This is a genomic window from Maribacter sp. R86514 (assembly GCF_044597005.1).
Classification (GTDB): domain Bacteria; phylum Bacteroidota; class Bacteroidia; order Flavobacteriales; family Flavobacteriaceae; genus Maribacter.
The window spans coordinates 866210-892512 of the sequence record NZ_CP138999.1 but is presented as its reverse complement, the minus strand read 5'-3'; the positions used below and the strand labels follow the sequence as shown (position 1 = coordinate 892512).

At 34.8% G+C, this 26303-nt stretch carries 25 protein-coding genes; 12 read left to right on the top strand and 13 right to left on the bottom strand.

Annotated elements, in window-relative coordinates; all coding sequences use genetic code 11:
• Positions 1-24: 24 nt before the first annotated feature.
• Positions 25-1299: a serine hydroxymethyltransferase gene (glyA, locus tag SJY30_RS03905; RefSeq protein WP_396634295.1), complete on the bottom strand. Its 1275-nt coding sequence runs from the start codon at positions 1297-1299 to the stop codon at positions 25-27.
• Positions 1300-1547: 248 nt separating this feature from the next.
• Between glyA and SJY30_RS03900 the strand changes: the two genes are divergently transcribed.
• Positions 1548-2732 carry a hypothetical protein gene (locus tag SJY30_RS03900; protein WP_396634294.1) on the top strand — a complete coding sequence of 395 codons (1185 nt, stop codon included), beginning with the start codon at positions 1548-1550 and terminating at the stop codon, positions 2730-2732.
• A 30-nt stretch (positions 2733-2762) separates the two neighbouring features.
• Here the strand turns inward: SJY30_RS03900 and ytxJ are convergent, their stop codons facing one another.
• Positions 2763-3158: a bacillithiol system redox-active protein YtxJ gene (gene ytxJ / locus SJY30_RS03895; RefSeq protein WP_396634293.1), complete on the bottom strand. Its 396-nt coding sequence runs from the start codon at positions 3156-3158 to the stop codon at positions 2763-2765.
• A gap of 158 nt (positions 3159-3316) precedes the next feature.
• On the opposite strand from ytxJ, the gene clpB reads away from it, so the two are divergent.
• Together clpB and SJY30_RS03885 are read left to right on the top strand one after the other, a co-directional pair.
• Positions 3317-5917, top strand: a complete 2601-nt coding sequence (gene clpB, locus SJY30_RS03890; RefSeq protein ID WP_396634292.1) for an ATP-dependent chaperone ClpB — start codon at positions 3317-3319, stop codon at positions 5915-5917.
• A 111-nt stretch (positions 5918-6028) separates the two neighbouring features.
• Positions 6029-6622 (top strand): TetR family transcriptional regulator C-terminal domain-containing protein, encoded by a 594-nt coding sequence (locus SJY30_RS03885; RefSeq protein WP_396634291.1) that lies wholly within the window; start codon positions 6029-6031, stop codon positions 6620-6622.
• A 62-nt stretch (positions 6623-6684) separates the two neighbouring features.
• Here the strand turns inward: SJY30_RS03885 and SJY30_RS03880 are convergent, their stop codons facing one another.
• Positions 6685-8322 carry a PorP/SprF family type IX secretion system membrane protein gene (locus SJY30_RS03880; RefSeq protein ID WP_396634290.1) on the bottom strand — a complete coding sequence of 546 codons (1638 nt, stop codon included), beginning with the start codon at positions 8320-8322 and terminating at the stop codon, positions 6685-6687.
• 84 nt (positions 8323-8406) lie between these two features.
• Here SJY30_RS03880 and SJY30_RS03875 point away from each other — a divergent pair, with 84 nt between their 5' ends.
• Both SJY30_RS03875 and smpB read left to right on the top strand, forming a co-directional pair.
• Positions 8407-8949: a SixA phosphatase family protein gene (locus SJY30_RS03875; RefSeq protein ID WP_396634289.1), complete on the top strand. Its 543-nt coding sequence runs from the start codon at positions 8407-8409 to the stop codon at positions 8947-8949.
• Positions 8950-9018: 69 nt separating this feature from the next.
• Positions 9019-9480 (top strand): SsrA-binding protein SmpB, encoded by a 462-nt coding sequence (gene smpB / locus SJY30_RS03870; RefSeq protein WP_348348682.1) that lies wholly within the window; start codon positions 9019-9021, stop codon positions 9478-9480.
• Here the strand turns inward: smpB and SJY30_RS03865 are convergent.
• Positions 9477-10118, bottom strand: coding sequence for a protein-L-isoaspartate(D-aspartate) O-methyltransferase (locus tag SJY30_RS03865; protein ID WP_396634288.1), 642 nt, complete (start codon positions 10116-10118; stop codon positions 9477-9479). The genes smpB and SJY30_RS03865 overlap by 4 nt on opposite strands.
• A 146-nt stretch (positions 10119-10264) precedes the next feature.
• On the opposite strand from SJY30_RS03865, the gene SJY30_RS03860 reads away from it, so the two are divergent.
• The 7 genes from SJY30_RS03860 to SJY30_RS03830 are packed head-to-tail and all read left to right on the top strand — an operon-like array spanning position 10265 to position 16467.
• Positions 10265-11239: a Gfo/Idh/MocA family protein gene (locus SJY30_RS03860; protein WP_036154866.1), complete on the top strand. Its 975-nt coding sequence runs from the start codon at positions 10265-10267 to the stop codon at positions 11237-11239.
• Positions 11236-12126 carry a 3-hydroxybutyryl-CoA dehydrogenase gene (locus SJY30_RS03855; protein ID WP_396634287.1) on the top strand — a complete coding sequence of 297 codons (891 nt, stop codon included), beginning with the start codon at positions 11236-11238 and terminating at the stop codon, positions 12124-12126. The genes SJY30_RS03860 and SJY30_RS03855 overlap by 4 nt, the downstream gene beginning before the upstream one ends.
• 23 nt (positions 12127-12149) lie before the next feature.
• Positions 12150-12803, top strand: a complete 654-nt coding sequence (locus tag SJY30_RS03850) for a YggS family pyridoxal phosphate-dependent enzyme (protein ID WP_396634286.1) — start codon at positions 12150-12152, stop codon at positions 12801-12803.
• A gap of 40 nt (positions 12804-12843) precedes the next feature.
• Positions 12844-14211 carry an exonuclease domain-containing protein gene (locus tag SJY30_RS03845; protein WP_396634285.1) on the top strand — a complete coding sequence of 456 codons (1368 nt, stop codon included), beginning with the start codon at positions 12844-12846 and terminating at the stop codon, positions 14209-14211.
• A gap of 1 nt (position 14212) precedes the next feature.
• Positions 14213-15073 carry an ion transporter gene (locus SJY30_RS03840; protein ID WP_396634284.1) on the top strand — a complete coding sequence of 287 codons (861 nt, stop codon included), beginning with the start codon at positions 14213-14215 and terminating at the stop codon, positions 15071-15073.
• Complete coding sequence (gene miaA / locus SJY30_RS03835; RefSeq protein WP_396634283.1) at positions 15066-15986, top strand: tRNA (adenosine(37)-N6)-dimethylallyltransferase MiaA; 921 nt, start codon at positions 15066-15068, stop codon at positions 15984-15986. The genes SJY30_RS03840 and miaA overlap by 8 nt, the downstream gene beginning before the upstream one ends.
• Positions 15979-16467: a gluconokinase gene (locus tag SJY30_RS03830; RefSeq protein ID WP_396634282.1), complete on the top strand. Its 489-nt coding sequence runs from the start codon at positions 15979-15981 to the stop codon at positions 16465-16467. Before miaA ends, SJY30_RS03830 begins: the two co-directional genes overlap by 8 nt.
• Before the next feature lie 53 nt (positions 16468-16520).
• Here the strand turns inward: SJY30_RS03830 and SJY30_RS03825 are convergent, their stop codons facing one another.
• The 9 genes from SJY30_RS03825 to coaBC all read right to left on the bottom strand — a co-directional run bounded on the left by SJY30_RS03825 (position 16521) and on the right by coaBC (position 26299).
• On the bottom strand, positions 16521-17234 hold the full coding sequence (locus SJY30_RS03825; RefSeq protein ID WP_027067244.1) for a response regulator transcription factor: 714 nt from the start codon (positions 17232-17234) through the stop codon (positions 16521-16523).
• 6 nt (positions 17235-17240) lie between these two features.
• Entirely contained in the window at positions 17241-18824 is a 1584-nt protein-coding gene (locus tag SJY30_RS03820; RefSeq protein WP_396634281.1) for a sensor histidine kinase, read from the bottom strand.
• Between the two features lie 83 nt (positions 18825-18907).
• Positions 18908-19492, bottom strand: a complete 585-nt coding sequence (gene coaE, locus SJY30_RS03815) for a dephospho-CoA kinase (RefSeq protein ID WP_396634280.1) — start codon at positions 19490-19492, stop codon at positions 18908-18910.
• Entirely contained in the window at positions 19489-20454 is a 966-nt protein-coding gene (locus tag SJY30_RS03810) for a hypothetical protein (RefSeq protein WP_396634279.1), read from the bottom strand. The genes coaE and SJY30_RS03810 overlap by 4 nt, the downstream gene beginning before the upstream one ends.
• Positions 20454-21461, bottom strand: a complete 1008-nt coding sequence (locus SJY30_RS03805; RefSeq protein WP_396634278.1) for a glycosyltransferase — start codon at positions 21459-21461, stop codon at positions 20454-20456. The genes SJY30_RS03810 and SJY30_RS03805 overlap by 1 nt, the downstream gene beginning before the upstream one ends.
• A gap of 55 nt (positions 21462-21516) precedes the next feature.
• On the bottom strand, positions 21517-22323 hold the full coding sequence (locus SJY30_RS03800; protein ID WP_133672896.1) for an enoyl-ACP reductase: 807 nt from the start codon (positions 22321-22323) through the stop codon (positions 21517-21519).
• A 161-nt stretch (positions 22324-22484) separates the two neighbouring features.
• Complete coding sequence (recN, locus tag SJY30_RS03795; RefSeq protein ID WP_396634277.1) at positions 22485-24152, bottom strand: DNA repair protein RecN; 1668 nt, start codon at positions 24150-24152, stop codon at positions 22485-22487.
• Positions 24153-24207: 55 nt separating this feature from the next.
• Positions 24208-25101 carry a DUF4835 family protein gene (locus SJY30_RS03790; protein ID WP_396635303.1) on the bottom strand — a complete coding sequence of 298 codons (894 nt, stop codon included), beginning with the start codon at positions 25099-25101 and terminating at the stop codon, positions 24208-24210.
• Complete coding sequence (gene coaBC / locus SJY30_RS03785; RefSeq protein WP_396634276.1) at positions 25094-26299, bottom strand: bifunctional phosphopantothenoylcysteine decarboxylase/phosphopantothenate--cysteine ligase CoaBC; 1206 nt, start codon at positions 26297-26299, stop codon at positions 25094-25096. The genes SJY30_RS03790 and coaBC overlap by 8 nt, the downstream gene beginning before the upstream one ends.
• Positions 26300-26303 lie beyond the last annotated feature (4 nt).

Sequence of the window (26303 nt, the reverse complement as noted above, 5' to 3'; positions counted from 1 at the left end):
TCTAAATCTTTTTTTAATTTTTAATTAAGCATTAAAAATTGGTCTAGTATTCATCATTGCATTTACTTTAGACCTTACTTCTTTTATAATAGCTTCATTTTCAGGATTTGAAATTACCTGATCAATTAAATCTACCACTTTTTCCATATCGCTTTCCAATAAACCCCTAGTGGTAATTGCTGCAGTTCCAAAACGAATACCAGAAGTTACGAATGGCGATTTATCATCAAATGGAACCATATTTTTGTTCGCTGTAATATCTGCTAAAACTAAAGCCTTCTCTGCATCTTTACCTGAAATATCTTTATTTCTAAGATCAATTAGCATCATATGATTATCAGTACCATCAGAAATGATATTATAACCACGCGCTACAAAAGATTTAGCCATTGCATCGGCGTTTTTCTTTACCTGAGCTATATATGTAGCATATGAATCTGTCAATGCCTCACCAAAAGCAATTGCTTTACCAGCAATAACATGCTCTAAAGGACCGCCTTGATTTCCTGGAAAAACAGCCAAGTCCAATAAAGCGGACATTTTTCTTAAGTTTCCATTTTTCAATTTTATCCCAAATGGATTTTCAAAATCCTTGCCCATCAATATCAGTCCACCTCTAGGTCCCCTCAATGTTTTATGAGTAGTTGTAGTTACAATATGACAATGAGGAATTGGGTTATTTAAAAGGCCCTTCGCAATCAATCCTGCTGGGTGAGAAATATCGGCAAGAAGTATAGCATTTACACTATCAGCAATCTTACGAAAACGCTCAAAATCCATATCTCTAGAATATGCAGATGCACCGGCGATTATTAATTTTGGCTGCTCTTTTGTGGCTACTTCTTGAATTTTATCATAATCCAATCTTCCTGTTTCTTTATCTACACCATAAAATACCGGAGTATACAATCTACCTGAAAAATTTACAGGAGAGCCATGTGTAAGGTGACCACCATGAGATAGATCAAAACCTAAAATTTTGTCTCCTGGCTTTAAACATGCATGATACACAGCTGCATTTGCCTGAGAGCCTGAATGTGGTTGCACATTGGCATATGCTGCACCAAAAAGCTCCTTAGCCCTATCTATTGCTAATTGCTCTACTTTATCTACTACTTCACACCCACCGTAATATCTTTTTCCAGGGTAACCTTCGGCATATTTATTTGTAAGTACAGAGCCTTGCGCCTCCATTACTTGCGGACTAGTAAAATTTTCAGAGGCAATCAATTCAATTCCGTTGATTTGACGTTGCTTCTCTTCTTCAATAAGATCAAAAATTGTGGTATCGCGTTGCATGGTACTTTATCTTTTAAATAAGTAACAAAAATACAAATAGCGTAAGTAATGAAATATAAAAAAGAGTACAATCACATAACTTTTTTATCAAAATAAGTTAATAACTATCCATTGGTAAGATGCTTACAATCTACTTACCTCTAGTAATTCATCGAAAATATACTATACTTAATCGCTTTGCGTTTAACAATAACACTTTTATGGCATGGCTGTTGAATAGTTATTATAAATTCTAAAAAATAATAGATATGAAAAAATTTCTACTATTTAGTTTGATCGGACTACTACTTGCATGTAGTGGTGTTAAAAAAACACAAGAGGCTCTTAACTCTGGCAATTATGAAACCGCCATTAACAAAGCGGTAATGAATATTGCAGAAAATAAGACCAAAAAAAGCAATCAGCAATACATTATTCTTTTAGAAGAAGGATATAAAAAAAATACTGAGAGGGAGCTGCAGCATATTAAATTTTTAAAAAAAGATGGCAATGCGGCAAACTATGAGGAAATATACAACAGTTACAATAGATTAAAATCTATTCAAGAGCGTATTCGCCCTTTACTGCCATTATATATACAAGACGAAAACAGAAAAGCAAATTTCATTTTCAAAAATTACGGTGATGATTTACTGGCCGCTAAAGCTGAGTTATCTGAATTTTTATATTCAAATGCCACTGCTTTACTTAAAGACGCAAACTATAAATCCGATTTTAGAAAAGCTTATAACGATTTAAATTATTTAGATGAAATCAACCCTAATTACAAAGACGTAAAGGTCAAAATAGACGAAGCGTATTTAAAAGGACTAGATTACGTTATCGTTAACATGACGAATAATACAGATCAGATTATACCAAAAAGGCTAGAAGATGAATTATTAAATTTAAATACTTACGGATTAAATTCTAATTGGACAGAATACCACACCAATAGAATACAAAATCAATTGTATGACTACCAAATGGAAGTGTCTTTTCAAGATATCAATATTTCTCCCGAACAAATTAGAGAGAAGCAAATTAGTAAGGAAAGACAAATTAAAGATGGTTACACCTTTGTTGAAGATCGTAATGGTAATGTAGTAACAGACAGTCTTGGCAACAGCATAAAGGTCGATAAGTTTAAAATCGTTAGATGTGATTTCTATCAATTTACACAGTTTAAGAGCGCCCAGGTAACGGGTGTAGTTAGTTTTATTGATTTAAAAAAGCAACAGAAAGTAAATCAATACCCTCTTTCAAGTCAATTTGTATTCGAGCATGTTTATGCAAATTATGATGGGGATAAAAGAGCGCTAGATAATGACTTAGTATCTCTTTTACAACTTGCAAGGGTGCCATTCCCCAGCAACGAACAAATGGTCTATGATGCAGGAGAAGATTTAAAGAATAATCTTAAGACCATATTGAATACACAACGTTTCAACTAGTAAAAAAGCCCCGTATTAACGGGGCTTTTTTTATACATATTGTTCTAGCTTAATATCTGATATCGCCCCATGCGAATCATGAATGACCACTACCCCATTCTTAATAATTAAAAGTTGAGGAGATTGATGCATCACTCCAAATTCTGAAGCTACTGCATTAGAAACATCCCTATTCGCCAACAAATCTAAGAAGTAAAGATCCATTTGCCCATCTTCCAAACCATAATTGCTTTTAAACATATTTAAAACCATTCTACTGATTCCACAAGATGTGGAGTGCTTAAATATTACCTGAGGTCTACCTTTAGAGGCTATTTTGATATTATTTAGTTGATCTACAGTATTAAGAGGTATCCAAGGAATTTCAGATGAATTTTCTCCATCATCACTCTTTGAACCACCAAATAAACCACCAAATATTCCCATAAAATTCTTAATTTAATATTGTCTTTTCAACGAACAGCAACTGACTAATTGTCATTCATTTTTTATAATCAACAGCCATTTTGTCTTACAGATACTATTGGTAAGGTTGTTGACTATTTCATATCAAAAGTATTACAAATAACATAAACCGAAAGAAAATGAATATAAATAATTTCACTATAAAATCACAGGAGGCTATTCAACAAGCCCAGCTGATTGCCCAAAATCAAGGACATCAGCAAATTGAGAACGAACATATATTTAAAGCCCTTACCGAGGTTGAAGAAAATGTGATGCCCTTTTTAATCAAAAAATTGGGAATCAACTTTTCTTTGGTTCAACAAATCATTGAAAAAGAGTTAGCTAGCTTTCCTAAAGTGGAAGGTGGCGATATTCAATTTTCAAGAGAAGCCGGTAAAACTTTAAACGAGGCAAGTATCATCGCCAAAAATATGGAAGATGAATATGTTTCTATAGAACACCTCTTTCTAGCTATTTTAAAATCTAAAAGTAAAATAGCCCAAATTTTAAAAGATCAAGGAGCAACAGAGAAGCATCTTATTGCTGCTATTAGCGAATTGCGAAACGGAGAGAAAGTTACTTCTCAAAGTGCCGAAGATAGTTACAACTCACTAAAAAAGTACGCCAAGAACTTAAATGAACTTGCTGATAGCGGTAAACTAGATCCGGTTATTGGTCGTGATGAGGAAATTCGTAGAATCCTTCAGATTCTATCGAGACGTACAAAAAACAATCCTATTCTTGTTGGTGAGCCAGGTGTTGGTAAAACCGCTATTGTAGAGGGTTTGGCACATAGAATAATTCAAGGAGATATTCCCGAAAATCTAAAGGATAAAGTAATTTACTCCCTAGATATGGGCGCCTTAATTGCAGGTGCCAAATACAAAGGGGAATTTGAAGAACGTTTAAAAGCAGTTATAAAAGAAGTTGTGAGCGCAGATGGTGATATCATCTTATTTATTGATGAGATACATACACTAGTTGGTGCAGGTGGCGGTCAAGGAGCCATGGATGCTGCAAATATTCTTAAACCAGCGCTAGCAAGAGGTGAGCTGAGATCCATTGGTGCAACGACATTAGATGAATACCAAAAGTATTTTGAGAAAGATAAAGCCCTAGAAAGAAGGTTTCAAAAAGTTGTCGTAGACCAGCCAGATACCGAAAGTGCAATTTCGATTCTTAGAGGTATTAAAGAGAAATATGAAGCACACCATAAGGTTCGCATTAAAGATGAGGCGGTTATTTCTGCAGTAGAACTATCGCAACGATATATTACAAATAGATTTTTGCCGGATAAGGCTATTGATCTTATGGACGAGGCGGCTTCTAAACTTAGAATGGAAATTAATTCTAAACCTGAAGAATTAGATGTTTTAGATCGTAAGATTATGCAGATTGAAATTGAAATTGAAGCAATCAAACGCGAAAACGATAAGCAAAAATTAAAGATATTAAATCTAGATTTAGCTAACATAAAGGAAGAACGAAACGAAATTTTTGCTCAATGGGAAAGTGAAAAATCGGTTGTTGACAATATTCAGCAGACAAAATTGGATATTGAGAATTTTAAAGCCGAAGCCGAACGTGCCGAAAGAAATGGTGACTATGGTAAAGTAGCGGAAATCAGGTACGGTAAAATTAAAGAAGCACAGGAAAACCTGACTAAATTGCAAGATGATCTTGCCGAGCAGCAACATGCAGGAACCCTGATTAAAGAAGAGGTCACTAGTGATGATATCGCTGAAGTAGTCGCAAAATGGACAGGTATACCTGTTACTAAAATGTTGCAAAGTGAACGCGAAAAACTATTAAAGCTTGAAGAGGTGCTTCATAAACGCGTAGTTGGTCAAGAAGAAGCTATTGAAGCGGTTTCTGATGCTATACGAAGAAGTAGAGCCGGTTTACAAGACTCTAAAAAACCTATTGGTTCGTTTCTTTTCCTAGGAACAACAGGTGTTGGTAAAACCGAGTTGGCTAAAACATTGGCATCTTATTTATTTGATGATGAGAATGCCATGACAAGGATAGACATGAGCGAATATCAAGAAAGACATTCGGTCAGTAGACTTGTTGGTGCACCTCCAGGATATGTAGGTTATGATGAAGGCGGACAATTAACCGAAGCCGTGCGTAGAAGACCATATTCTGTGGTGTTGTTAGATGAAATAGAAAAAGCACATCCAGATACGTTCAACATCTTATTACAAGTATTGGATGAAGGTAGACTGACAGATAATAAAGGTCGTGTTGCAGATTTTAAAAATACGATTATCATCATGACCAGTAATATGGGTAGTGATATCATTCAAGATACCTTTGAAAATGCAGTAGACGTTTATAGCGCAACTGAAGCTGCTAGAGTTGAAGTACTAGGTTTATTAAAGAAAACTGTAAGACCTGAGTTTATAAATAGAATTGATGACATTGTCATGTTTACTCCTTTAACAAAAGACAACATCAAAGAAATTGTAAGACTTCAACTAGATAGTTTAAAGAAAATGTTAGACCATCAACAAATTACTTTAGATGCTACAGAAGAAGCTATAGATTATTTGGCAGAGAAAGGTTACGACCCGCAATTTGGCGCAAGACCTGTAAAAAGGACAATCCAAAAAGAGGTTCTGAACAATATGTCCAAAGCTTTGCTAAGCGGAGAAATTAAAGCCGATAGCGTTGTATTACTTGACGCCTTTGAGAATGGTCTAGTTTTTAGGAATCAAGAGGAAATTACAGTCTAAATTTTAAAAATTTGTTAGAAAAGCGTTCATATGAAATATATGAGCGCTTTTTTTATGAACAATATATACCATACAGTATAGATTATTTATCTTTACATAAAACAGTCTATTATGTCAACCAAAGCCGAAAGAACTACCGCATTTATTATTGAGACTGTCGCACCTGTATTCAACAAACATGGGTACGTAGGCACCAGTATGAGCGATTTAACCGACGCCACCAATTTAACTAAAGGTGCACTTTACGGCAACTTCGAAAATAAAGAGGCTCTTGCCTTAGCTGCGTTTGAATACAATAGAAGCTTATTGCTTACTGGTATCGATGAGCACTTATCAATTGAAGGTAATGCCATGGCTAAAATTGAAAATCTTCTTGACTTTTATAAAAAGTATGACATTTTTACAATGAAAATGGGTGGTTGCCCTATTTTAAATGTTGGCATAGACGCTCAACACAATAACAAACTACTTGCTGCCGCGGCAAAAGAAACAATTAAGGAAATTGAGGGCAAAATAGCCTTGGTCTTCGAAAACGGCATTAATAACGGAGAGTTTAAACTACCAGTTTCGCCACTACAGTTCTCAAAACAACTCTTCACGATTATTCAAGGAGCAATTTCAATGGCTACCATTACAAAGGACCGTAAATATTTATTGAACACGGTTACGTATTTAGATGTATTAATCAAAAGAGAATTAAAGTAAATTTCAATACTATTCTTGACTTTGTACTAATAAATAACATTATCTGACAACGGATAAGTTTTCTACTCACCCGTTACCCTGAATATCCATATTTTATCAGTGTATTTTCCTCCAAGTTTGGAATCTCTTGCTTCTCTTGCACCTTTTATGAAGTTGTATTTAGCCAGGTATACGTAATTATATTTATTCTTTTGTCTAAAGAACGATTTAGCATCAATCCCCTTCTTATGCATATCCGCCAAGAAAGCATCCAAGTACTTTTTAGTACCAAATACATTTGCTATCAGGTAATATCCAGGCTCTAAAGAACCCTCTTTAGTTACTTCTTCATATTTCTCTCCTGCTCTTACCTTTACAACTTCATTTCTCATTGCCATGGCTTCACTTTGTGCAATTGAATCTTGTCTCTGCTTTTGGGCTAGTGCTACAGCGGCAGCCTCCTTTTTCATTACTGCTGCTATTGAATCTTGCTGCTTCTGCTGTTTTAAAGCTTTAGCTGCTGCTATTGCTTGTTCTTTTCGTGCAATTTCTATAGAATCTCTTTTTCTTCTAATATCTCTCCTAGATTCCTTAACAACCAATTTAGAAGTATTCGTGACATTTTGAATGGAATCTTTAATTCTCTTACTTTCTATAAGAGCTAAACGCTCCTGCTTTTTTGATTCTCTTTTAAGAGCTAACTTTTCTGCTTTAGACAGTTCATTAGATACAACGGTATTCTCTTCTTGTTTAACTAGCGCTCCCTCTTTTTGTTTTTTCTCTTCTGCAATTAATTGTTCTTCAAGTTTTTCTTCAGGAGTTTGTAGTGTTCCTAATTTATAAGATGTCACCAATTCAAACGATGGATCTTGACCTTTTAAATCTGAACTTGTGCCTACTTCTATTAAGGCACCAAAAGAGAAGCGTTTAAAGAAACGCCCTCCTACACCACCGGAAAAGCCGTAGAAACTATTATAACCTGCTTGCGCCCAATATTTGTTGGTTGTTAACAATGCCGTCATTCCCACTTGATTGTCTAGTCCCGGAATAGTCTTATAATACAGCATAGGTCTTAAAACAGAACTATCATCCGTGCTCAATACACTAACGGGAACATCATAACTTACCAAAGCTTGAAACATTCTATCTTCAGGACTTGTATTTCGTTCATTGGAAGAGAAATTATAGTCAAATAAATTCTCAGATACCAAACCAATATTGAATCTATCAATACTCAAATTAACTCCTGGTGCCATTTGCAGAATAAAATCATTTTCTGCTGTAGTCTGTAACGGGTTAGGAATAAAAAAGCGATCATCTGCCAATTTCTGTTGAAAAGCAAAAACGTTTAAACCAACTCCTAAAATAATACCTTCACTCAACTCTATTGTATGAGCGTAGTTAAGAGCCGCACCGGTATTTAAGAAGATTCCTGTATTATGCTGAAAAAAACCAACACCAGCAGCAGATACATCATTTAGTCTTGCTGTATAATTCAAGAATAATGAAGTTGGGTCCGCATCATAAGATTGCCATTGCCATCTAGTCCACAATGCTACTGAAGAGGGGTTATTACGGTCTAAACTATAAGCAGGATTTATTAAACTACTGTTATATTCAGTAAGATTTTGTTGCCTAAAATCAGTAGGAAGTACGACTTCTTGAGCCTTTATACCTAGAACTACAAAACCAATAAGAAGTGCCCCACAAATTTTTTTCATATGCAAAAAAACAAAAAATAGACTATTTATAGTACTATTTTGAACTAATTTTAGTTATTAAATCAATACACCAAACAAAATTTCATGAAAGCATTAAAAATTGTTCTTTTAATTTTTCTGGCAATCAATCTTTCCTGCAAAGATGAGCCAGTTATTGATACATCGCAAGAAGAAACTTCAATTTCGACATTTTATCTTATAAGACATGCCGAAAAGAATAGAAACAATCCTGATGATTCTGACCCTGAACTCAACCAAAAAGGTTTGGGCAGGGCTATGCATTGGGCAGAAATTCTTGCCGACACAGAGTTGAACGCTATTTATTCTACAGACTATAACAGAACCGCAATGACAGCAGCACCTACTTCTGTTAAGCAAAATATTGATGTGCAGTATTACGACCCTAGCACTATTGACATTGCTCAATTTAAAGCCGACAATTTAAATAGCAATGTTTTAATCGTTGGTCACAGTAACAATACTCCTGAATTTGTAAATAAATTAATTGACAAACAAAAGTATTATGACATTGATGATAGCGAAAACGGAACTTTGTTTATCGTTAAGATCATTAACGGCATATCTTCAGTAGAAAAATTAATTTTCAACTGTAACTGTCCAGATTAAAATAATATCGTTAGCAATAACTTTTAAAAGGCTAAGACATTCATTCAAATGTTCTTACTTTTGCCTGTGATGCAGAATACAATAAACATTAAGAACAAAAGAGCTCGTTTTGAATACGAGCTTTTAGATAAATATACGGCAGGTATCGTTTTAGCCGGTACCGAAATTAAAGCTATCAGAGAAGGTCGCGCGTCTATTTCAGAGAGTTTTTGTGAATTCAATGATAGAGATGAGCTATTTGTTATTAACATGCAGATAGACGAATATTCCCATGCATCTCACTTTAACCACAAACCAAAAGCTGCGCGTAAATTACTATTACAGAGAAGAGAACTTAAAAAACTCAGTAAAGAAGTAAATACCTCTGGTTTAACCATAGTACCCCTTCGTGTTTTTGTAAACGAAAGAGGCTTTGCTAAAATGCAAATTGCATTAGCGAAAGGTAAAAAACTTTACGATAAAAGAGAATCTATAAAAGACCGCGACAATAAGAGAGATCTTGATCGTATAAAGAAGAATTTTAACGGCTAGTTTTTATTCTCTAACAATGGTACAAATCTAAATGAACCGTATTCTGTCTTAGAGAATTCCTTTTCTGTAGTTCTCACGAACAATGTCATTATCTGTTCTTCAAAACCTATGGGTATCACCAACCTACCCCCTACTTTTAATTGCGATAATAAAGCTTTAGGAACCGAAGGTGCGCCTGCGGTTACAACAATACGATCAAATGGAGCTTCTTTAGGCAAACCTTTATACCCATCCCCGAAAATGACCTGTTTAGGACGGTAACCCATTTTTTTGAAGAAAATATTAGTCTTTTTAAATAATTCCAGCTGTCTTTCAATGGTGTAGACTTTTACCTTTAATTTCAAAAGTACTGCGGTCTGATAACCACTACCGGTACCAATTTCCAAAACTTTTTGCCCTGGCTCAAGTTCTAATAATTCAGTTTGAAAAGCAACGGTATACGGGTGAGAAATTGTTTGGTTCGCAGCAATAGGAAAAGCTTTGTTTTGATAGGCATGCCCCTCAAAACTACTATCTATAAATAAGTGTCTAGGTATTTCTCTAACAGCATCCAGAACACTTTTATCAGCTATTCCTTTGTCTATCAATACTTGCGCTAAATGGTTGCGCATTCCCCTGTGTTTTAAGGTATCTTTCAATGGTAGTCGGTTTGTCCTTCAAAGTTAATAAAGTTCTTTAAACGACGGAAGAACCAACGAAAACTTATATTTATTTTTTCTAAAATTGAAATCTTGCATAGGATAAAAGTACCTAACTATGCGTATTTTTGAGGAAAACGAAACAAATGTTAAAAGTTGGTGTTTTAGGAGCTGGGCATCTAGGTAAAATCCACCTTAGACTTCTAAATGAATCTAAAAAATATGAACTCGTTGGTTTTTACGATGCCGATAGTTCTAATGGAGAAAAGGTTAGTTCGGAATTTGGATATACTTATTTCAAAAGTCTTGATGATTTAATTGATGCCGTTGATGTCGTTGATATTGTAACCCCTACCCTTTCGCATTACGATTGTGCAAAAAAAGCCATCGAAAAAAGTAAGCATATTTTTATTGAAAAACCTATTACACACACCCTAGAAGAAGCTAATTCACTACTTGAACTAGAAGAGGAATTTGGAGTAAAGGGACAAGTGGGACATGTGGAGCGTTTTAACCCTGCATTTACTTCTGTAAAGCACGCTATAAAAGACCCCATGTTCATTGAAGCCCATAGATTGGCTGAATTTAATCCACGAGGCACCGATGTGCCCGTTGTTCTAGATTTAATGATTCACGATATTGACGCTATTCTAAGTGTTGTAAATTCTGAAGTAGTACAGGTAAATGCTAGCGGAGTTTCGGTAATTAGTCAATCTCCAGATATTGCAAATGCCAGATTAGAGTTTGCTAACGGATGTGTAGCAAATTTAACGGCTAGCAGAATCTCTTTAAAGAACATGAGAAAATCTCGTTTCTTTCAAAAAGACGCTTATATCTCGGTAGATTTTCTTGAGAAGAAAGTGGAAGTCGTGAAAATGAAAGATGCCCCTAAAGAACCGGGAGATTTTGATATGATTCTACAAAACGCAGAAGGTATTAAAAAACAGATTTATTTTGAAAACCCATCTATCGAGACTAATAACGCTATTTTAGATGAGCTAGAATCTTTCGCAGACGCTATAAACAATAACACAACTCCTGTTGTAAGTTTAAAACAAGGTACACAAGCGCTAAAAGTTGCGCTACAAATTATTGCAGCATTTAATCCAAATAAAATATGAAGACAATTGCAGTTATAGGTGCAGGAACAATGGGCAACGGAATTGCCCACGTATTTGCCCAAAACAAATTTCAAGTTCACTTAATTGATGTTTCTAGAGAAGCTTTAGATAAAGGTCTTGCCACCATAGCCAAGAATTTGGACAGAATGGTAGCTAAAGAAAAAATAACGATATCCGATAAAGAAAATACACTAGCAAATATCAAATCTTTTACAGAATTGAAAGCAGGCGTATCAAAGGTAGATCTTGCTATTGAAGCTGCCACGGAAAATGTAACCATCAAATTAAAAATTTTCAAAGAGCTTGATGATGTCTGTGATGCAAATACCATTTTAGCATCGAACACTTCTTCTATTTCCATAACTCAAATTGCCGCAGCTACCAATAGACCTGAAAAAGTTATTGGAATGCATTTTATGAATCCGGTTCCCATAATGAAATTAGTGGAGATTATTAGAGGCTATAGCACTTCTAACGAGACCACAACTTCAATTATGGAGCTTTCTAAAGAATTAGGAAAAATACCGACAGAAGTGAACGACTACCCTGGTTTTGTTGCTAACAGAATTTTAATGCCTATGATCAATGAAGCTATTGAAACATTGCATCATGGCGTTGCAGGTGTTGAAGAAATAGATACGGTAATGAAATTAGGTATGGCGCACCCTATGGGTCCGTTACAATTAGCGGATTTTATAGGATTAGATGTTTGCCTTTCTATTTTAAACGTGATGTATGACGGATTCAAAAATCCTAAATATGCACCATCCCCATTACTTGTAAATATGGTAATGGCAGGAAAAAAGGGAATAAAATCCGGTGAAGGGTTTTACGATTATTCCGCAAACAGAAAAGCTGAAGTTGTATCAAATCAGTTCACTAAATAAAGCATTCTAGAATTGAAGTTTATATGTCTATAAAAGAAAACCTATTAGCCATTAAAAAAACCATTCCTGATACCGTAACCTTAGTTGCCGTATCTAAAACAAAACCAATGTCATTTATTCAGGAAGCTTATGATGAGGGGCAACGTGTTTTTGGAGAGAACAGGGTTCAAGAAATGACAGAAAAGTGGGAGAACCTACCAAAAGATATTGAATGGCATATGATCGGTCATTTACAGCGCAATAAAGTCAAATACATGGCTGAGTACGTTTCTTTGGTTCATGGGGTTGACAGCCCAAGATTATTGGCAGAAATTAATAAGCAAGCAGAAAAACACAATCGTACCATCTCATGTTTACTTCAGGTACATATTGCCGAAGAAGACACAAAATTTGGGTTTAATGAAGAAGAAATACTTGAATTGGTAGCCAACGAAGAATTTAAGGCTTACAAAAATGTAAAGATTGTAGGTCTAATGGGCATGGCAACCTTTACTGATAATGACGATCAGGTTCGCAAGGAGTTCAGCGGTTTAAAATCACTTTATACAAAACTTAGTAATAACTATACCGATTTTACTACCCTCTCTATGGGTATGAGTGGTGATTATAAAATCGCAATTGAAGAAGGCAGTAACATGGTACGTATAGGAAGTAGTATCTTTGGGTCTAGAAATTAATATCTAAAACATTACTACCCCACAAATTATATTATAATACATGTACGCAATTTTAGATATTGAAACTACCGGAGGAAAATTTAATGAAGAGGGAATCACCGAAATTGCTATTCACAAATTTGATGGACAAAAAGTAGTTGACAAATTCATTAGCTTAGTAAATCCTGAAAGGGATATACAACCATTTGTGGTTAAACTAACAGGTATCAATAGTAAAATGCTTAGAACGGCACCTAAATTTTATGAGGTTGCCAAACGTATTATCGAAATTACGGAAGATACCGTAATTGTAGCCCATAATGCCCAGTTCGATTATAGAATTCTAAGAACCGAATTTAGACGTTTAGGCTATAATTTTGAACGCAAAACCCTTTGTACCGTAGACCTATCTAAGCTTTTGTTACCAGATGCGGAATCATACAGTTTAGGTAAATTGGTACGATCCCTAGGTATACCGGTAAGTGATAGACACCGCGCTAATGGCGATGCTTTGGCAACTATAAAATTGTTTAAACTTTTACTTGCCAAAGATTCTGAAAAAATAATAATCAAAGACACTATAAGAAAAGAAACCCAAGGTGAACTTTCTGAAAAACAATTGGATATTGTGCGAGACCTACCGAACAAAACCGGAGTGTTTTATATGCATAATAAAGATGGAGACATTATTCACCTTAGCAAAACAAGCGATATAAAAAAGAGGGTCAATCAGATATTCACCAAGACCAATGATAAATCTAGAAAGCTAACCAAGGACACCAAAAAAGTTACTTTTGAACTTACGGGTAATGAACTTGTTGCTATTTTAAAGGAACATGAAGAACTTTTAAAACTGAGACCTAAATACAGTAGCATTCCTAAAAAAAGAATGTATAGCCACGCTATTTGCAAAAGCATAAACGAAAATGGTTATTTTTCTTTAGACATTAAACCTTATAGAGAATGTAAAGAACCATTAGGGCTTTTTAACGGTGTATTCAGTGCTAAGAATTATTTATATAAAATTACCAAGGAATTTGGTCTTTGCGAAAAAGTAAACGGTATCAGTGAAGCTCGAAATAATTGTTCCGCCTATGATGATGGTAATTGTAAAGGCGCTTGTATAAACAAAGAAGACGTTGAAGAATACAATAAAAGAGTTATTGCCGCAACTACACAAAACAGCATTAAAGCAAATAAGGTTGTTGTGGTTGACAAGGGTAGAGAAATTGGGGAACAAAGTGCTATTTTGCTTAAAAATGGTTCTTTAGTAGGATTCGGATTCTATGATTTGAACTATCAAATAAATAATATTCATATCTTAGAAAGTATAATTACACCAATGAACGGTACTCGTGATGCTAATTATCTTATTGAATCTTATTTGAGAAAGAAGCGGGTACTTAAAATAATTGAAATAAACGATTAGTTTGAAGCAAGACGAAAAACTATCACCTTGGAAACATAAAATTCATGAAATAATTTATGAAGCAGATACCCCTATGGGTAAATTGTTCGATATTATTCTCTTCATAATTATCATTTTCAGTGTTATTCTTATCATGCTAGAAAGTGTAAAAGCTATTGACGCAGAATACCATGAAATTCTATTTGTACTTGAATGGATCGTTACCATTTTCTTTACCATTGAATACATAGCACGAATTATTTCTATAAGAAAACCCAGTGCCTATATATTCAGTTTTTACGGTATCATAGATTTCCTATCTACTATACCACTTTACATTTCCTATATTTTTGCGGGATCACAAGTTCTCTTAGCCGTTCGCGCATTTAGGTTATTACGTGTTTTCCGTATTTTAAAACTTGCTCGTTTTCTAGGTGAAGCTTCTCAATTAAAAAGAGCATTAAAAGCGAGTAGAGCGAAAATTACCGTATTTCTATTTGCCGTACTTATCGCATCTGTTATGATGGGTACTCTAATGTATTTGGTAGAGGGTGATGAAGCTGGTTTTACAAGCATACCTACAAGCATATACTGGACCATTGTTACACTAACTACTGTTGGTTATGGCGATATTGCTCCTATAACACCACAAGGGCAAGCAATTGCAACGATAATTATGCTATTAGGTTATGGTATCATTGCCGTACCAACAGGTATGGTTACTGCTGAATTCTCTAAACAAAATAGAGATGACACTTCTAATCTAAAAGAATCTGGGAGTTACGTTCATGTGAATACACAATGTTGCCCAACATGTAGCAAAGAAGGTCATAGAGATGATGCTACTCATTGTTATAACTGTGGATCTATTTTAAATGAATAAAATTCTTATATCGGTAGTTGGACCAACAGCCATCGGGAAAACCAAATTGGCTATAATTTTAGCTCAACACTACAGTACAGAAATTATATCAGCCGATTCTAGACAGTTTTTTAAAGAAATGAATATTGGTACTGCCGTACCAAGTTTAGAAGAGCTATCTCAAGCAAAACACCATTTTATACAACATAAGAGTATTACCGAACAATACACTGTGGGTGATTTTGAAAGAGAAGCCATTCAAAAACTATCCGATCTTTTTAAAGTTCATGATGTGGTAATTATGGTTGGTGGTAGTGGTTTGTATGTAAATGCTGTTACGGATGGACTAAACAACTTCCCTACTGTAGACCCATCGATTCGTGAAGATCTAAATACCAAATTGGCAGAAAATGGTATTAAAGCTCTACAAAAGAAGTTAAAACAATTAGACCCTACATATTTTGAAAAGGTAGATATTTATAATCCCCAAAGAGTGATCAGGGCGTTAGAAGTTACCATTGGTAGCAGTACTCCCTATTCATCGTTCTTGAACAAACCAAAAACAAAAAGAGCATTTAAAGTTCTTTCTGTAGGTCTTAAAGCTGAGCGACCTTTAATTTATGAACGCATAAATCAACGTGTAGACCTAATGGTTGAAGCTGGTCTCTTAGAAGAAGCTAAAAGCTTAATTAATTATAAGGACTATAATGCTTTGCAAACTGTAGGCTACAAAGAGCTTTTTAATTATTTCGATGATGAATGGACCTTAGAGTTCGCTATATCTGAAATAAAGAAAAATACACGACGATTTGCTAAAAGACAACTCACTTGGTTTTTAAGAAACAAGGACACCAAATGGATTGAGTATAATTATACACCTAAAAGTCTTTTACAAGAAATTGATAATGAAATTGTAAATTTAAAACATGGTTAAAAAGCAAATCTTATTCTTAATGGGTGTTTCCGGTAGTGGCAAATCTACCATTGGTCAACTGTTAGCAGAGAAATTACAATTTCCTTTTTTTGATGGTGATAGTTTTCATCCAGAAGCGAACGTGAAAAAAATGAGAGAAGGTCAACCATTAAACGATGATGATCGCCAGGGTTGGCTAGAGAAACTTAATGAGGTAGGTATTGAAAATTTAGAGACTGGCGCTGTTATAGTTTGCTCTTCCCTTAAGGAAAAATACAGAACTATACTTGGCAAAAATTTAGAGAACAAACATCAATTTGTTTTTTTAGATGGTAGTTTTGAACTCATAGAAGCCCGACTAAACAAACGAGAAAACCATTACATGCCAAAAGGCTTATTGCAATCTCAATTTGATGATCTTGAAACTCCAAAAGATGCACTTACAGTTTCTATAGATCAAACTCCCAATGAAATTGTAAAGGATATTATAGAAAAGTTATAAAACAAAAAAGCATCCCAGTAGGACGCTTTTTTATTTTATAGTTCTTGGTAAGATTACTCACCTTCAGTCTTTACAACTAAACGGAAACCTTCACCATGTATGTTCAATATTTCAACTGTATCGTCAACCTTAAGATACTTACGTAGTTTAGCAATATAAACATCCATACTACGAGATGTAAAATAGTTATCATCTCTCCATATCTTAGTCAGCGCAAGCTCTCTTGGCATTAAATCATTTTCATGTAAAGCCAATAAACGCAATAACTCATTCTCTTTTGGAGAAAGTTTGATTGATTCCTCATCTTTATATTTCAAGAATCTTAATTTAGAATTCAAGTGGAAACCACCAATTGTAAATTCAAATTTCTTGCTATCCGCCAATCCGTTAGAAGCTTTTCTTTGAAGAATCGCTTTTAATTTCATAAGTAGAACTTCAGAATCAAAAGGCTTGTTCAAATAATCATCTGCACCAGCTTTATATCCTTTAAGAACATCTTCCTTCATTGTTTTTGCCGTCAAAAAAACAATTGGAACATTCTCATTCTTTTCACGAATTTCTTTCGCTAACGTGAAACCGTCCTTATAAGGCATCATCACATCTAAAATACAGATATCATAATTATCTTTTTTGAACTTCTCAAATCCTTCCATTCCATTCTTGGCCAAAGTGACATCAAAGTCATTCATTGACAAATAATCCTTCAATACAATCCCAAAATTTGGGTCATCCTCTACTAAAAGTATTTTCTTGTTTATTGTTTCCATATATTTTTATATTAACGGCAGTTTTATGTAAAATGTACTTCCTTTTCCTTTTTCACTTTCGGCATATACTTCGCCTTGGTGGTCTTCTACTATTTTTTTAACGTAAGACAATCCTAATCCATGTCCTTTAACGTTGTGCAAATCTCCTGTATGCTCTCGATAGAATTTTTCAAATACTTTCTTGACCACAGCCTTGCTCATACCAGCACCTTGATCTTGCACTTTTATTATAATATAATTTTTAGCTCTTTCTGTAAATACATCAATTTTTGGTGCTTCTTCAGAATACTTGATCGCATTGTCCAACATATTTACAATTACATTGGTAAAATGCATTTCATTCGCTAAAACTTCACATCGTTCAGCATCTAAATGTGTGTGTATATATCCGCCTCTATCATCAACTATTAATTGAACGTGAGTAATAGCGTCTTCTATAATGTCGTGAACGTTAACCCTATCCTTACTAATATCAAGCTGATTCTTTTCAAGTTTAGAGATTCTTAATACATTTTCAACTTGAGCATGCATTCTCTTATTCTCATCTCTGATCATCTGTAAATAGCGCATAACCTTTTCTTGATCAGTTATAATCTTAGGGTTTCTAATCGCTTCAACAGCAAGATTAATAGTCGCAATGGGAGTTTTAAACTCATGCGTCATATTATTAATGAAATCTGTCTTTATTTCAGATATCTGCTTTTGACGTATCAACTGATAAATTGCCCCTGCATAAGCTACCACTATGATAATTGTAAATAACAGCGAAAGAAGCGCCAGACCTAAAATAGACTGTACCAAGAATCGTTTTTTCTTTGGAAAGGAAACTAACAAATCGAAATTTGATACTCCTTCAAAATCCACAAACATGGGAGATTTATAGATGTTTGATTCTGCATATTTAAATTTGGTAGATTTCACTTTGGTCGGTAGACCATTGCTATACACTCCATACTCAAAAGCAATATCAACACCTCTGTTCTCCAATTCTCGTTGCAGCAACAATTCAATTTCTTGCTTGGAAACACGCTTATGAATAGGTACACGCTTTGCATGAACCATAAACATCTCTTCCATGGCGGCCTTTTCCATTTTGTTAAGACCCCCAATTTTTTCAATCCTTTGAATAGGATTAAAACGTGGCGTATTTCCTTCTAAATCAAAATCTTCCCTAAAAATCGATGTAGTTCGTTTACTGGTAAAATTTTTAATGATAGTGGTATCCGCACCATCACTACTATCAAAGAACGTAGACGAAATACCATAATCTTCTTCTAATATACCGTGTTCATACAGTAATATCTCATTAGAATTGATATCCCTATCAATAAAGAAAAAATTAGTCAGCTGAGCACCTTTAAGCTCTCCTCCAATACTATCCTTTGCATGTAAATACCTATCGAAGTAGTTTTTAGATTCTCTTTCGGTAATTTTATTGGTGACGCTGTTCAATGCTTCTGAAACACTACTAGAGAATTGTTCTTCTCCACTATCTATGGATTTGCTAATCCAGAAACTTTGAACGAAAATCAGACCAATAAGTGAAAGGCTCATTAAAACCACTAAGAGCACAAATAACTTTTTGTTCATTGGGTGTTAAAATTAAAGATTTAACAGTTAGAGGGTAGTACGTTTAACCTAACCTTAACAAAAATGTTAAAATTGCTAAATTACTAACAGTCAGAGAGGATAGATGCGTGAACTTGTAGCACTTTTGACCTAGTTCTTTCTAAGTCAGTATTTTCAATTACATAATTGGCTAATTCTAATTTTGTTTCATCATCAAGTTGATTGTTCATACGTGCTTCAACCTGCTCTCTTGTAGTGTTATCCCTATCTAACACGCGATTGACACGGACTTCTTTGGGAGCGGTTACCAATATGACATCATCATAGAGTTCTTGTGCCTTATTTTCAAACAACAAAGCTGTTTCTTGAATTACATAGTTTGTATCTTGATCACTTGACCAATCTATAAAATCTTGCCTCACCACAGGATGCACTATATTATTGAGTTTTGCCAATAATTCTGCATCATTAAAAACTTTACCAGCTATATATGATCTGTTTAACGTACCACCCTTAAAAGCCTCTTCCCCTAATAAAGCAACTAATTGGTCATGTATAACTTTGGAAGTATTCATTAAGTATTTCGCACGTTGATCTGAATCATAAACTGGAATACCTAACTCTCTAAACATAGTAGCTACCGTAGATTTTCCGCTACCTATTCCTCCTGTTAAACCTATTATCATCATTCTCTTCGAAGTATAAATTCAACTTCATTTGTGCTGATTACAGCATTGTTTAAACTTCTTGGATACTTTACCAATTTTACAGATAAGGTATTCTCATTCTCTTTTGAGAGCCTAGCATAATCTGCCTCTACAGAAAAATCTCCTACTTCCAATTCCTTCAAATGCTCTAAAGTACCCTGACACCGGACTTCAACTATTTCTGGAAAAGTACGAACCTTTACATTTTCTGGTAGGTTGATTACCTGAACAGGAACTTCTATTACTTGTTCAGAAAATTTAACCACCTTACCAGAGAGTCTAACTTTTTTATTTGAAAAAGTTGTTCCTTTTAATTGTTCCGGTAATTGTAAGGCTATTTCATTTGAGAATGAAGTATTTATATAATCAGACTTAAACAATGTCGTTCTAATTTGTTTTATAGTATCAATTTGACTTTTAGGGCCTGAAATTTGAATTGAATCCGGCACTACTTCAATCTCCCCTTCCAGAATGTGGTTTGATGCAAAGGTCATGTCTACCATTGCTTTTACTGGTACTTTCTTTGTTTCTAAAGATGTAAAATCAAAATATATAGCATCACTATCAAAATCTGTTAGTATGCTATAATTATTAAGCTGAGATTCTAACTGAATTCTAATTTGGTCTGATGTTAAATAGTAGGCACCATCTTTATGCATCACCTTACTAACATCTAACTTTACCTGCTTGGGTTTTAATTCATATCCTAAAAATTGAAATCCAGCTGCTTGAAGACGTACTTCAATTTCATCTTTTGGAGTATTTGCTAATAAAAATTCGTCCGGAACATTTACATATTCCACTTGAAAAGTAGTGTTATTTGTATAGGTAAGCGATAACTTATTGATTAACCAAGCGAGTGAAGCACACAACAAGAACACAAGAAAGACTTTTACCTTTCTTTTCTTTAGTCCTGTTTTTATCCACTCTACTAAACGTTCCATCAATTCACTCTAAAAAATAATTTCGGAAAAATTTCCTCTGGCTTTTTATTTGAAGAATTAATATACAAGGTTGATTTTAAAAATCCGTATCCATATCCAAAAAATTGTATCGCTGTTGCTACCAGTGATAAAATTGCCACTTTTAAATTACGAGTTTTTAAAAGCGCATCTATAAACAAAACTAAAAAGAATGTTGAATATATAAACCACGGAATTTTGAAACCTACCAATGCCAATAATACCGATACCAAAAATCCTAAACAAAATACAGTTGGAAACCAATAGGTAATCTTCTTGGTCTCTGGATGCCACTTATTCAATATAGGGCGTACCATACCAAATTTATTTACCTGAATATAAAATTTGTTCCAGTCTATTCGCCTTTTATGATACACAAATGCTTCTGAAATCAATTTAGTTCTATACCCTTTATTCCAAATGCGTATGGTTAGATCTGGATCTTCACCGGGGTGAATATTTCCATAACCGCCTACTGTACTAAAAGCTTCTTTAGAGATACCCATATTAAAACTTCTGGGCTGAAATTTATCCACTGCTTTTTTACCACCACGAATTCCGCCTGTGGTCAAAAAAGAAGTCATAGCATAGTTAATTGCTTTTTGAACGGTAGAAAAAGATTCATGTGCCGCATCCGGACCGCCGTAGCAATGCACATAATCTTCTTGTAAACTCTTTTCTGCTTCTACAAGATACTGCGATGGCAAAATACAATCAGAGTCCAATACTATAAAGTAATTGCCATTTGCCCTAGCCATACCGTAATTTCTAGAATCACCAGGACCAGAATTTGGCTTCTTATAATATGAAATAGTTAGATCATCTACATACTCACCTATAACTTCTTCAGATGAAATAGTAGAACCGTCTTCGACGATAACCACCTCAAAAGTTTTGTCATAGGTTTGTAAACGTAGACTATCCAACAGTTCCTTAATTTCGTTGGGTCTATTGTATACGGGAATGATAAAAGAAAACGATAAGTCCATTTTTACGCTCCTTAAATGAATAGGCTCCAATGAAATTGGAATATTAAAATCTTGATTAAAACTTCTCTATAACTTCTTGACTAACTCCTGTATTAGAGAAACCACCGTCATGAAACAAGTTCTGCATTGTCACCTTTCTGGTAAGATCAGAGAATAAGGTTATGGTATAATCAGCACAATCTTGAGCTGAAGCATTACCTAACGGAGACATTTTTTCCGCATAACTGATAAAGCCGTCAAAACCTTTTACTCCTTGTCCTGCAGTTGTTGCAGTTGGTGATTGCGAAATGGTATTTACACGTACGTTTTTCTCTTTACCAAAGAAATAGCCAAAGCTACGGGCAACAGATTCTAAATACGCTTTGTTATCTGCCATATCGTTATAATCCGGAAATGTTCTTTGCGCAGCCATATAAGTCAAAGCAACAACACTACCCCACTCGTTCATAGCATCCGCTTTATAAAGTGATTGTAATACCTTATGAAAAGAAAGCGCAGAAACATCCCATCCTTTAGCCGTAAAATCATATTTTTCATCTGTATAAGCACGACCTTTACGTACATTAACAGACATACCGATTGAATGTAGTACGAAATCTATTTTACCTCCTAAAATTTCAACTGCCTTTGCAACTAAATTATCCAAGTCTTCAACACTTGTAGCATCTGCAGGTATAATTTCTGATCCTGTTTCTTTTGCCAATTGGTCTATCTGACCCATTCTCATAGCAATTGGGGCGTTTGTCAAAACAAAAGTACCACCTTCTGCGTGTACCGTTTGCGCTGTTTTCCACGCAATAGAATTTTCGTCTAATGCTCCAAAAATAATTCCCCTTTTACCTTTTAATAAGTTATATCCCATGATGGTTGATTCTATAGTTAGATTTAAAATTCAAAGATATCCAAAATATGTTAATAGAGAATTTAAGTACTACTTAAAAACCCTAAAACAACAGTCTTAATGTAGTCGCGTAAAATCTCAATCGGCACAAGACCAATCACATTTTTCAAAAATGTAATGTTTTATATATTTGAAGATGCACTTAAAAGTTCTTTTGCATGTGCCAATGCAGAATCAGAAAGATCTTTACCGCTTAGCATATGAGCCAACTCTACCACTCTTTCATCATTGGTCAGCTGCTTTAAATTGGTCATTGTACGCTCTTTACCTTCGGTTTTAAAGACTTTGAAATGGTTGTTTCCTTTTGATGCTACTTGTGGTAAATGCGTAATAGAAAATACTTGTAGATCCGCACTCATATCTTTCATAATATCTGCCATGCGGTCAGATATTTCCCCAGACACTCCAGTATCTATTTCATCGAACATTATAGTTGGCAACTTTTCATACTTGGCAAGTATGGATTTGATCACCAACATTATTCTTGACAATTCACCACCAGATGCTACTTTCTTTAATTCGCCATAACTACCACCCCTATTGGCGGTGAATAAAAATGAAAGCTCATCTTTACCTGTAACTGTAAACGCCTCGGCAGCGCTTAATTTTATTTCGAACGATGCACTTGGCATACCTAATAGCCCCAAATCGGATTCCAATTTTTTCTTAAGTTGAGGAATTACCGAATTTCTTTTTTCGCGTAACAGAACAGCCTTTGATTCCAAAACAGCTTCCATCTCTTCTATTTCCTTTGTTCTAGCTGCAATTTTATCATCTAAATTGGCAGTTTCAAAAACTTTATCAGCAAGATCGTTCTTAATGCTAATCAACTCAGCTATATCGCTGACATTATGCTTTTTCTGTAAATTATACAGCAGCTGTAATTTATTATTCACCTGTTCTAGCTGATCAGGGTTCGCCTCTACCCCTTCTTGAAGACGCTGCAATTCTGAACTCACATCATCTAGTTCTATCATTACGGATTTTACACGCTCAAACAAATCTTTGTAGCTAGACCCAAAATCTATCAGTTTTGAAAGTGATTGGCGCATTTCTGTTACTAAAGTCAAAACCCCTATTTGCTCATCATTGAACAATTGGTCTCCTTTAGATAACTGCTCCATAATCAACTCCACATTGTTCAGCTGCTCATATTCTTGTTCCAGCTCTTCAATTACTCCTGCTTTTAAGGGTGCTTTTTCTAACTCTTCCAGCAAAAACGTGTTGTAATCTTGTTCTTTGTTGGCTGTGCTTTGAAGTTCAATAAGTTTCTCTAATTCCTTCTGCGCTTTACGATAAGTTTTTAAATCTTTTCTATATGCCGTTAATCTTTTTTGATTGTTTGCGAGCGCATCTACCAATTTTAACTGAAAGTCATTTTCAGTAAGCTGCATAGTTTGATGCTGAGAATGAATATCTATTAGGTTTTCACCCAATGTAGATAAGACCCCTAAAGTTACCGGAGTATCGTTTACAAATGCCCTAGACTTACCACTTGGTAAAATCTCTCGCCTAATGACCGTACTATCATCATAGTCCAAATCATTTTCTTCAAAGAAACTCTGGAGTCCGTATGTGTCTATCTTAAAGGTACCTTCGATAATACATTTCTGATCTTTAACCCGTAAAGAACTTAAATCTGCACGTTTACCTAACACTAAAGATAATCCGCCAAGTAAAATAGATTTACCGGCGCCAGTTTCACCGGTAATAACCGTGAAACCTCTATTGAAGTCTACTTCTAGACAATCAATTAATGCGTAATTAGAAATGGAAAGGGTTGAAAGCACACGTTAGAATTTTAGATTCACAAAGGTAATCTATAATTCCGTTTTGTAAAATGGTTCAATATTTAATATCGTTCCAAGTTGTAGCGTATAAAGGAGCAATTTTATTTAAGGTTTCTTTCAGCTTTATAATATCAACTTTTGGTCCATCAGAGAAAATATTCTTTATCTCTTCTGATTTTGCATCAAAAAAAGTTGAAATCAAAAAGGCATTGGGCCTTCTATTGATCATGGTCTGAAAAAGATTCATTGTACCTGCGATTACTTGCTTACCCGTGCTGTTGTTATCAGGCAATATATCTAGCCCTTTTCTGTGGTAGTTATACATAGCAATACGGTACTCCCTATAGGTATTCGATAAAAGATTATCAATTAATTCAAATCTACTTCTGTTAGAATCGGCTGACTGGCTCCATCCCGCAGAGTTACTACCTTGTGCCTGTGTAACAATATTCTGTGCTTTTCTAAAAAACTCAGTTCCGCCTTCCAATGAAAACGTATCGGCATCTAAACCTAATATAACATATGCGTAATACGCCATGACACTAACCAAATTAGACTCGAACTGATTCTCATTGAAAATCATCGGCTGAAATTCTATGTATTGAAAATTGAACGCATTGTCCTTATAATTAAAAACCGGTGTAGCATATGAAGTATTATAAACAGGTCTTGAAGACTGTATTTGAATATTACCACTAAAGCTATTTGATTCGTAAGAGGTGATAGTAATGAACATTTGCGCATTTACCCTTTCATTCTCTTTATAAACTCTATTTGTCCACTTGGTTTTATTGATAAAATCATTCAACGAACGCTCTAATGTCTTAAAAATCTGCTGATCACCTTGAGTAAGCTGATCTGAATTGACCGTAACCGTACAAGTTAATTCTTGAGCTTTTATATTTAATCCAATAAAGGTGAAAAGTAATAGAAATACTGCCTTACGCATATCGTCTTTTAATAATTTCATTGAAGATATCCACGGCAACTTCTGCCTTGGTCTTTAGTTCAAACGCTGTAATGTTAGAATTGGTATCTATAAATGAAATTTTATTGGTAACGCCGCCAAAACCAGCGCCTTTATCCCGCATAGAATTCAATACGATGGCATCTAGGTTTTTACGCTTTAGTTTACCTTTTGCATTTTCAATTTCGTTTTCAGTTTCTAGAGCGAAACCAACTAAGAACTGATGCTTTTTATGATCACCGAAGGTTTTTAAAATATCTTTATTCTTTACCAATTCAATAGTAAAGTTTTCTTCGGATTTTTTAATTTTCTGTTCTGCAATGGTTTTAGGTCTATAATCTGCAACCGCTGCTGCACATATAACAATATCAGATGTTTCATAATGCATTTGAGCACTATGATACATATCGTCAGCGGATACCACATTGACTACGTGAATATAATCATGAGTAACAGATAAGTTTGTTGGTCCGGTCACCAAATACACTTCGGCACCAAGGTTTGCAGCTGTTTTAGCGAGTTCAAACCCCATTAATCCAGAAGAATGATTTCCTATAAAACGTACAGGATCAATAGCTTCATAGGTTGGACCTGCAGTAATTAACACTTTTTTACCTGACAAAGGCAAGCCTTCCGATAGTCGCTTCTTTATAAAGCTTATGATATCTTCAGGCTCGGCCATTCTACCTTCCCCATGTAAACCACTGGCAAGTTCTCCACTTGTTGCAGGTATAATCATGTTACCAAATGAAGCAAGAGCATCTAAAGAACTTTTTGTGCTTGGATGCTTATACATATCCAAATCCATAGCCGGAGCAACGAAAACCGGACATTTAGCCGATAAATAGGTAGCCATTAAAATATTGTCGCAATTACCTGTTGCCATTTTAGACATGGTATTTGCAGTAGCTGGCGCAATCAACATCAAGTCTGCCCAAAGCCCCATTTCTACGTGATGATTCCAATCTACCGTATTCTCTTCTGTCTTAACAAAATCAAGGACTACGGGATTTTTTGCTAAAGTAGCAAGGGTGAGCGGGGTAACAAAAGAGCTGGCGCTATCGGTAAGTATGACCTTAACGTTAGCGCCAGCTTTTATAAATAAACGAACTAAGAATGTTGTTTTATAAGCAGCAATTCCTCCGGTAATTCCTAAAAGAACATTTTTGCCGTTCAACATATTT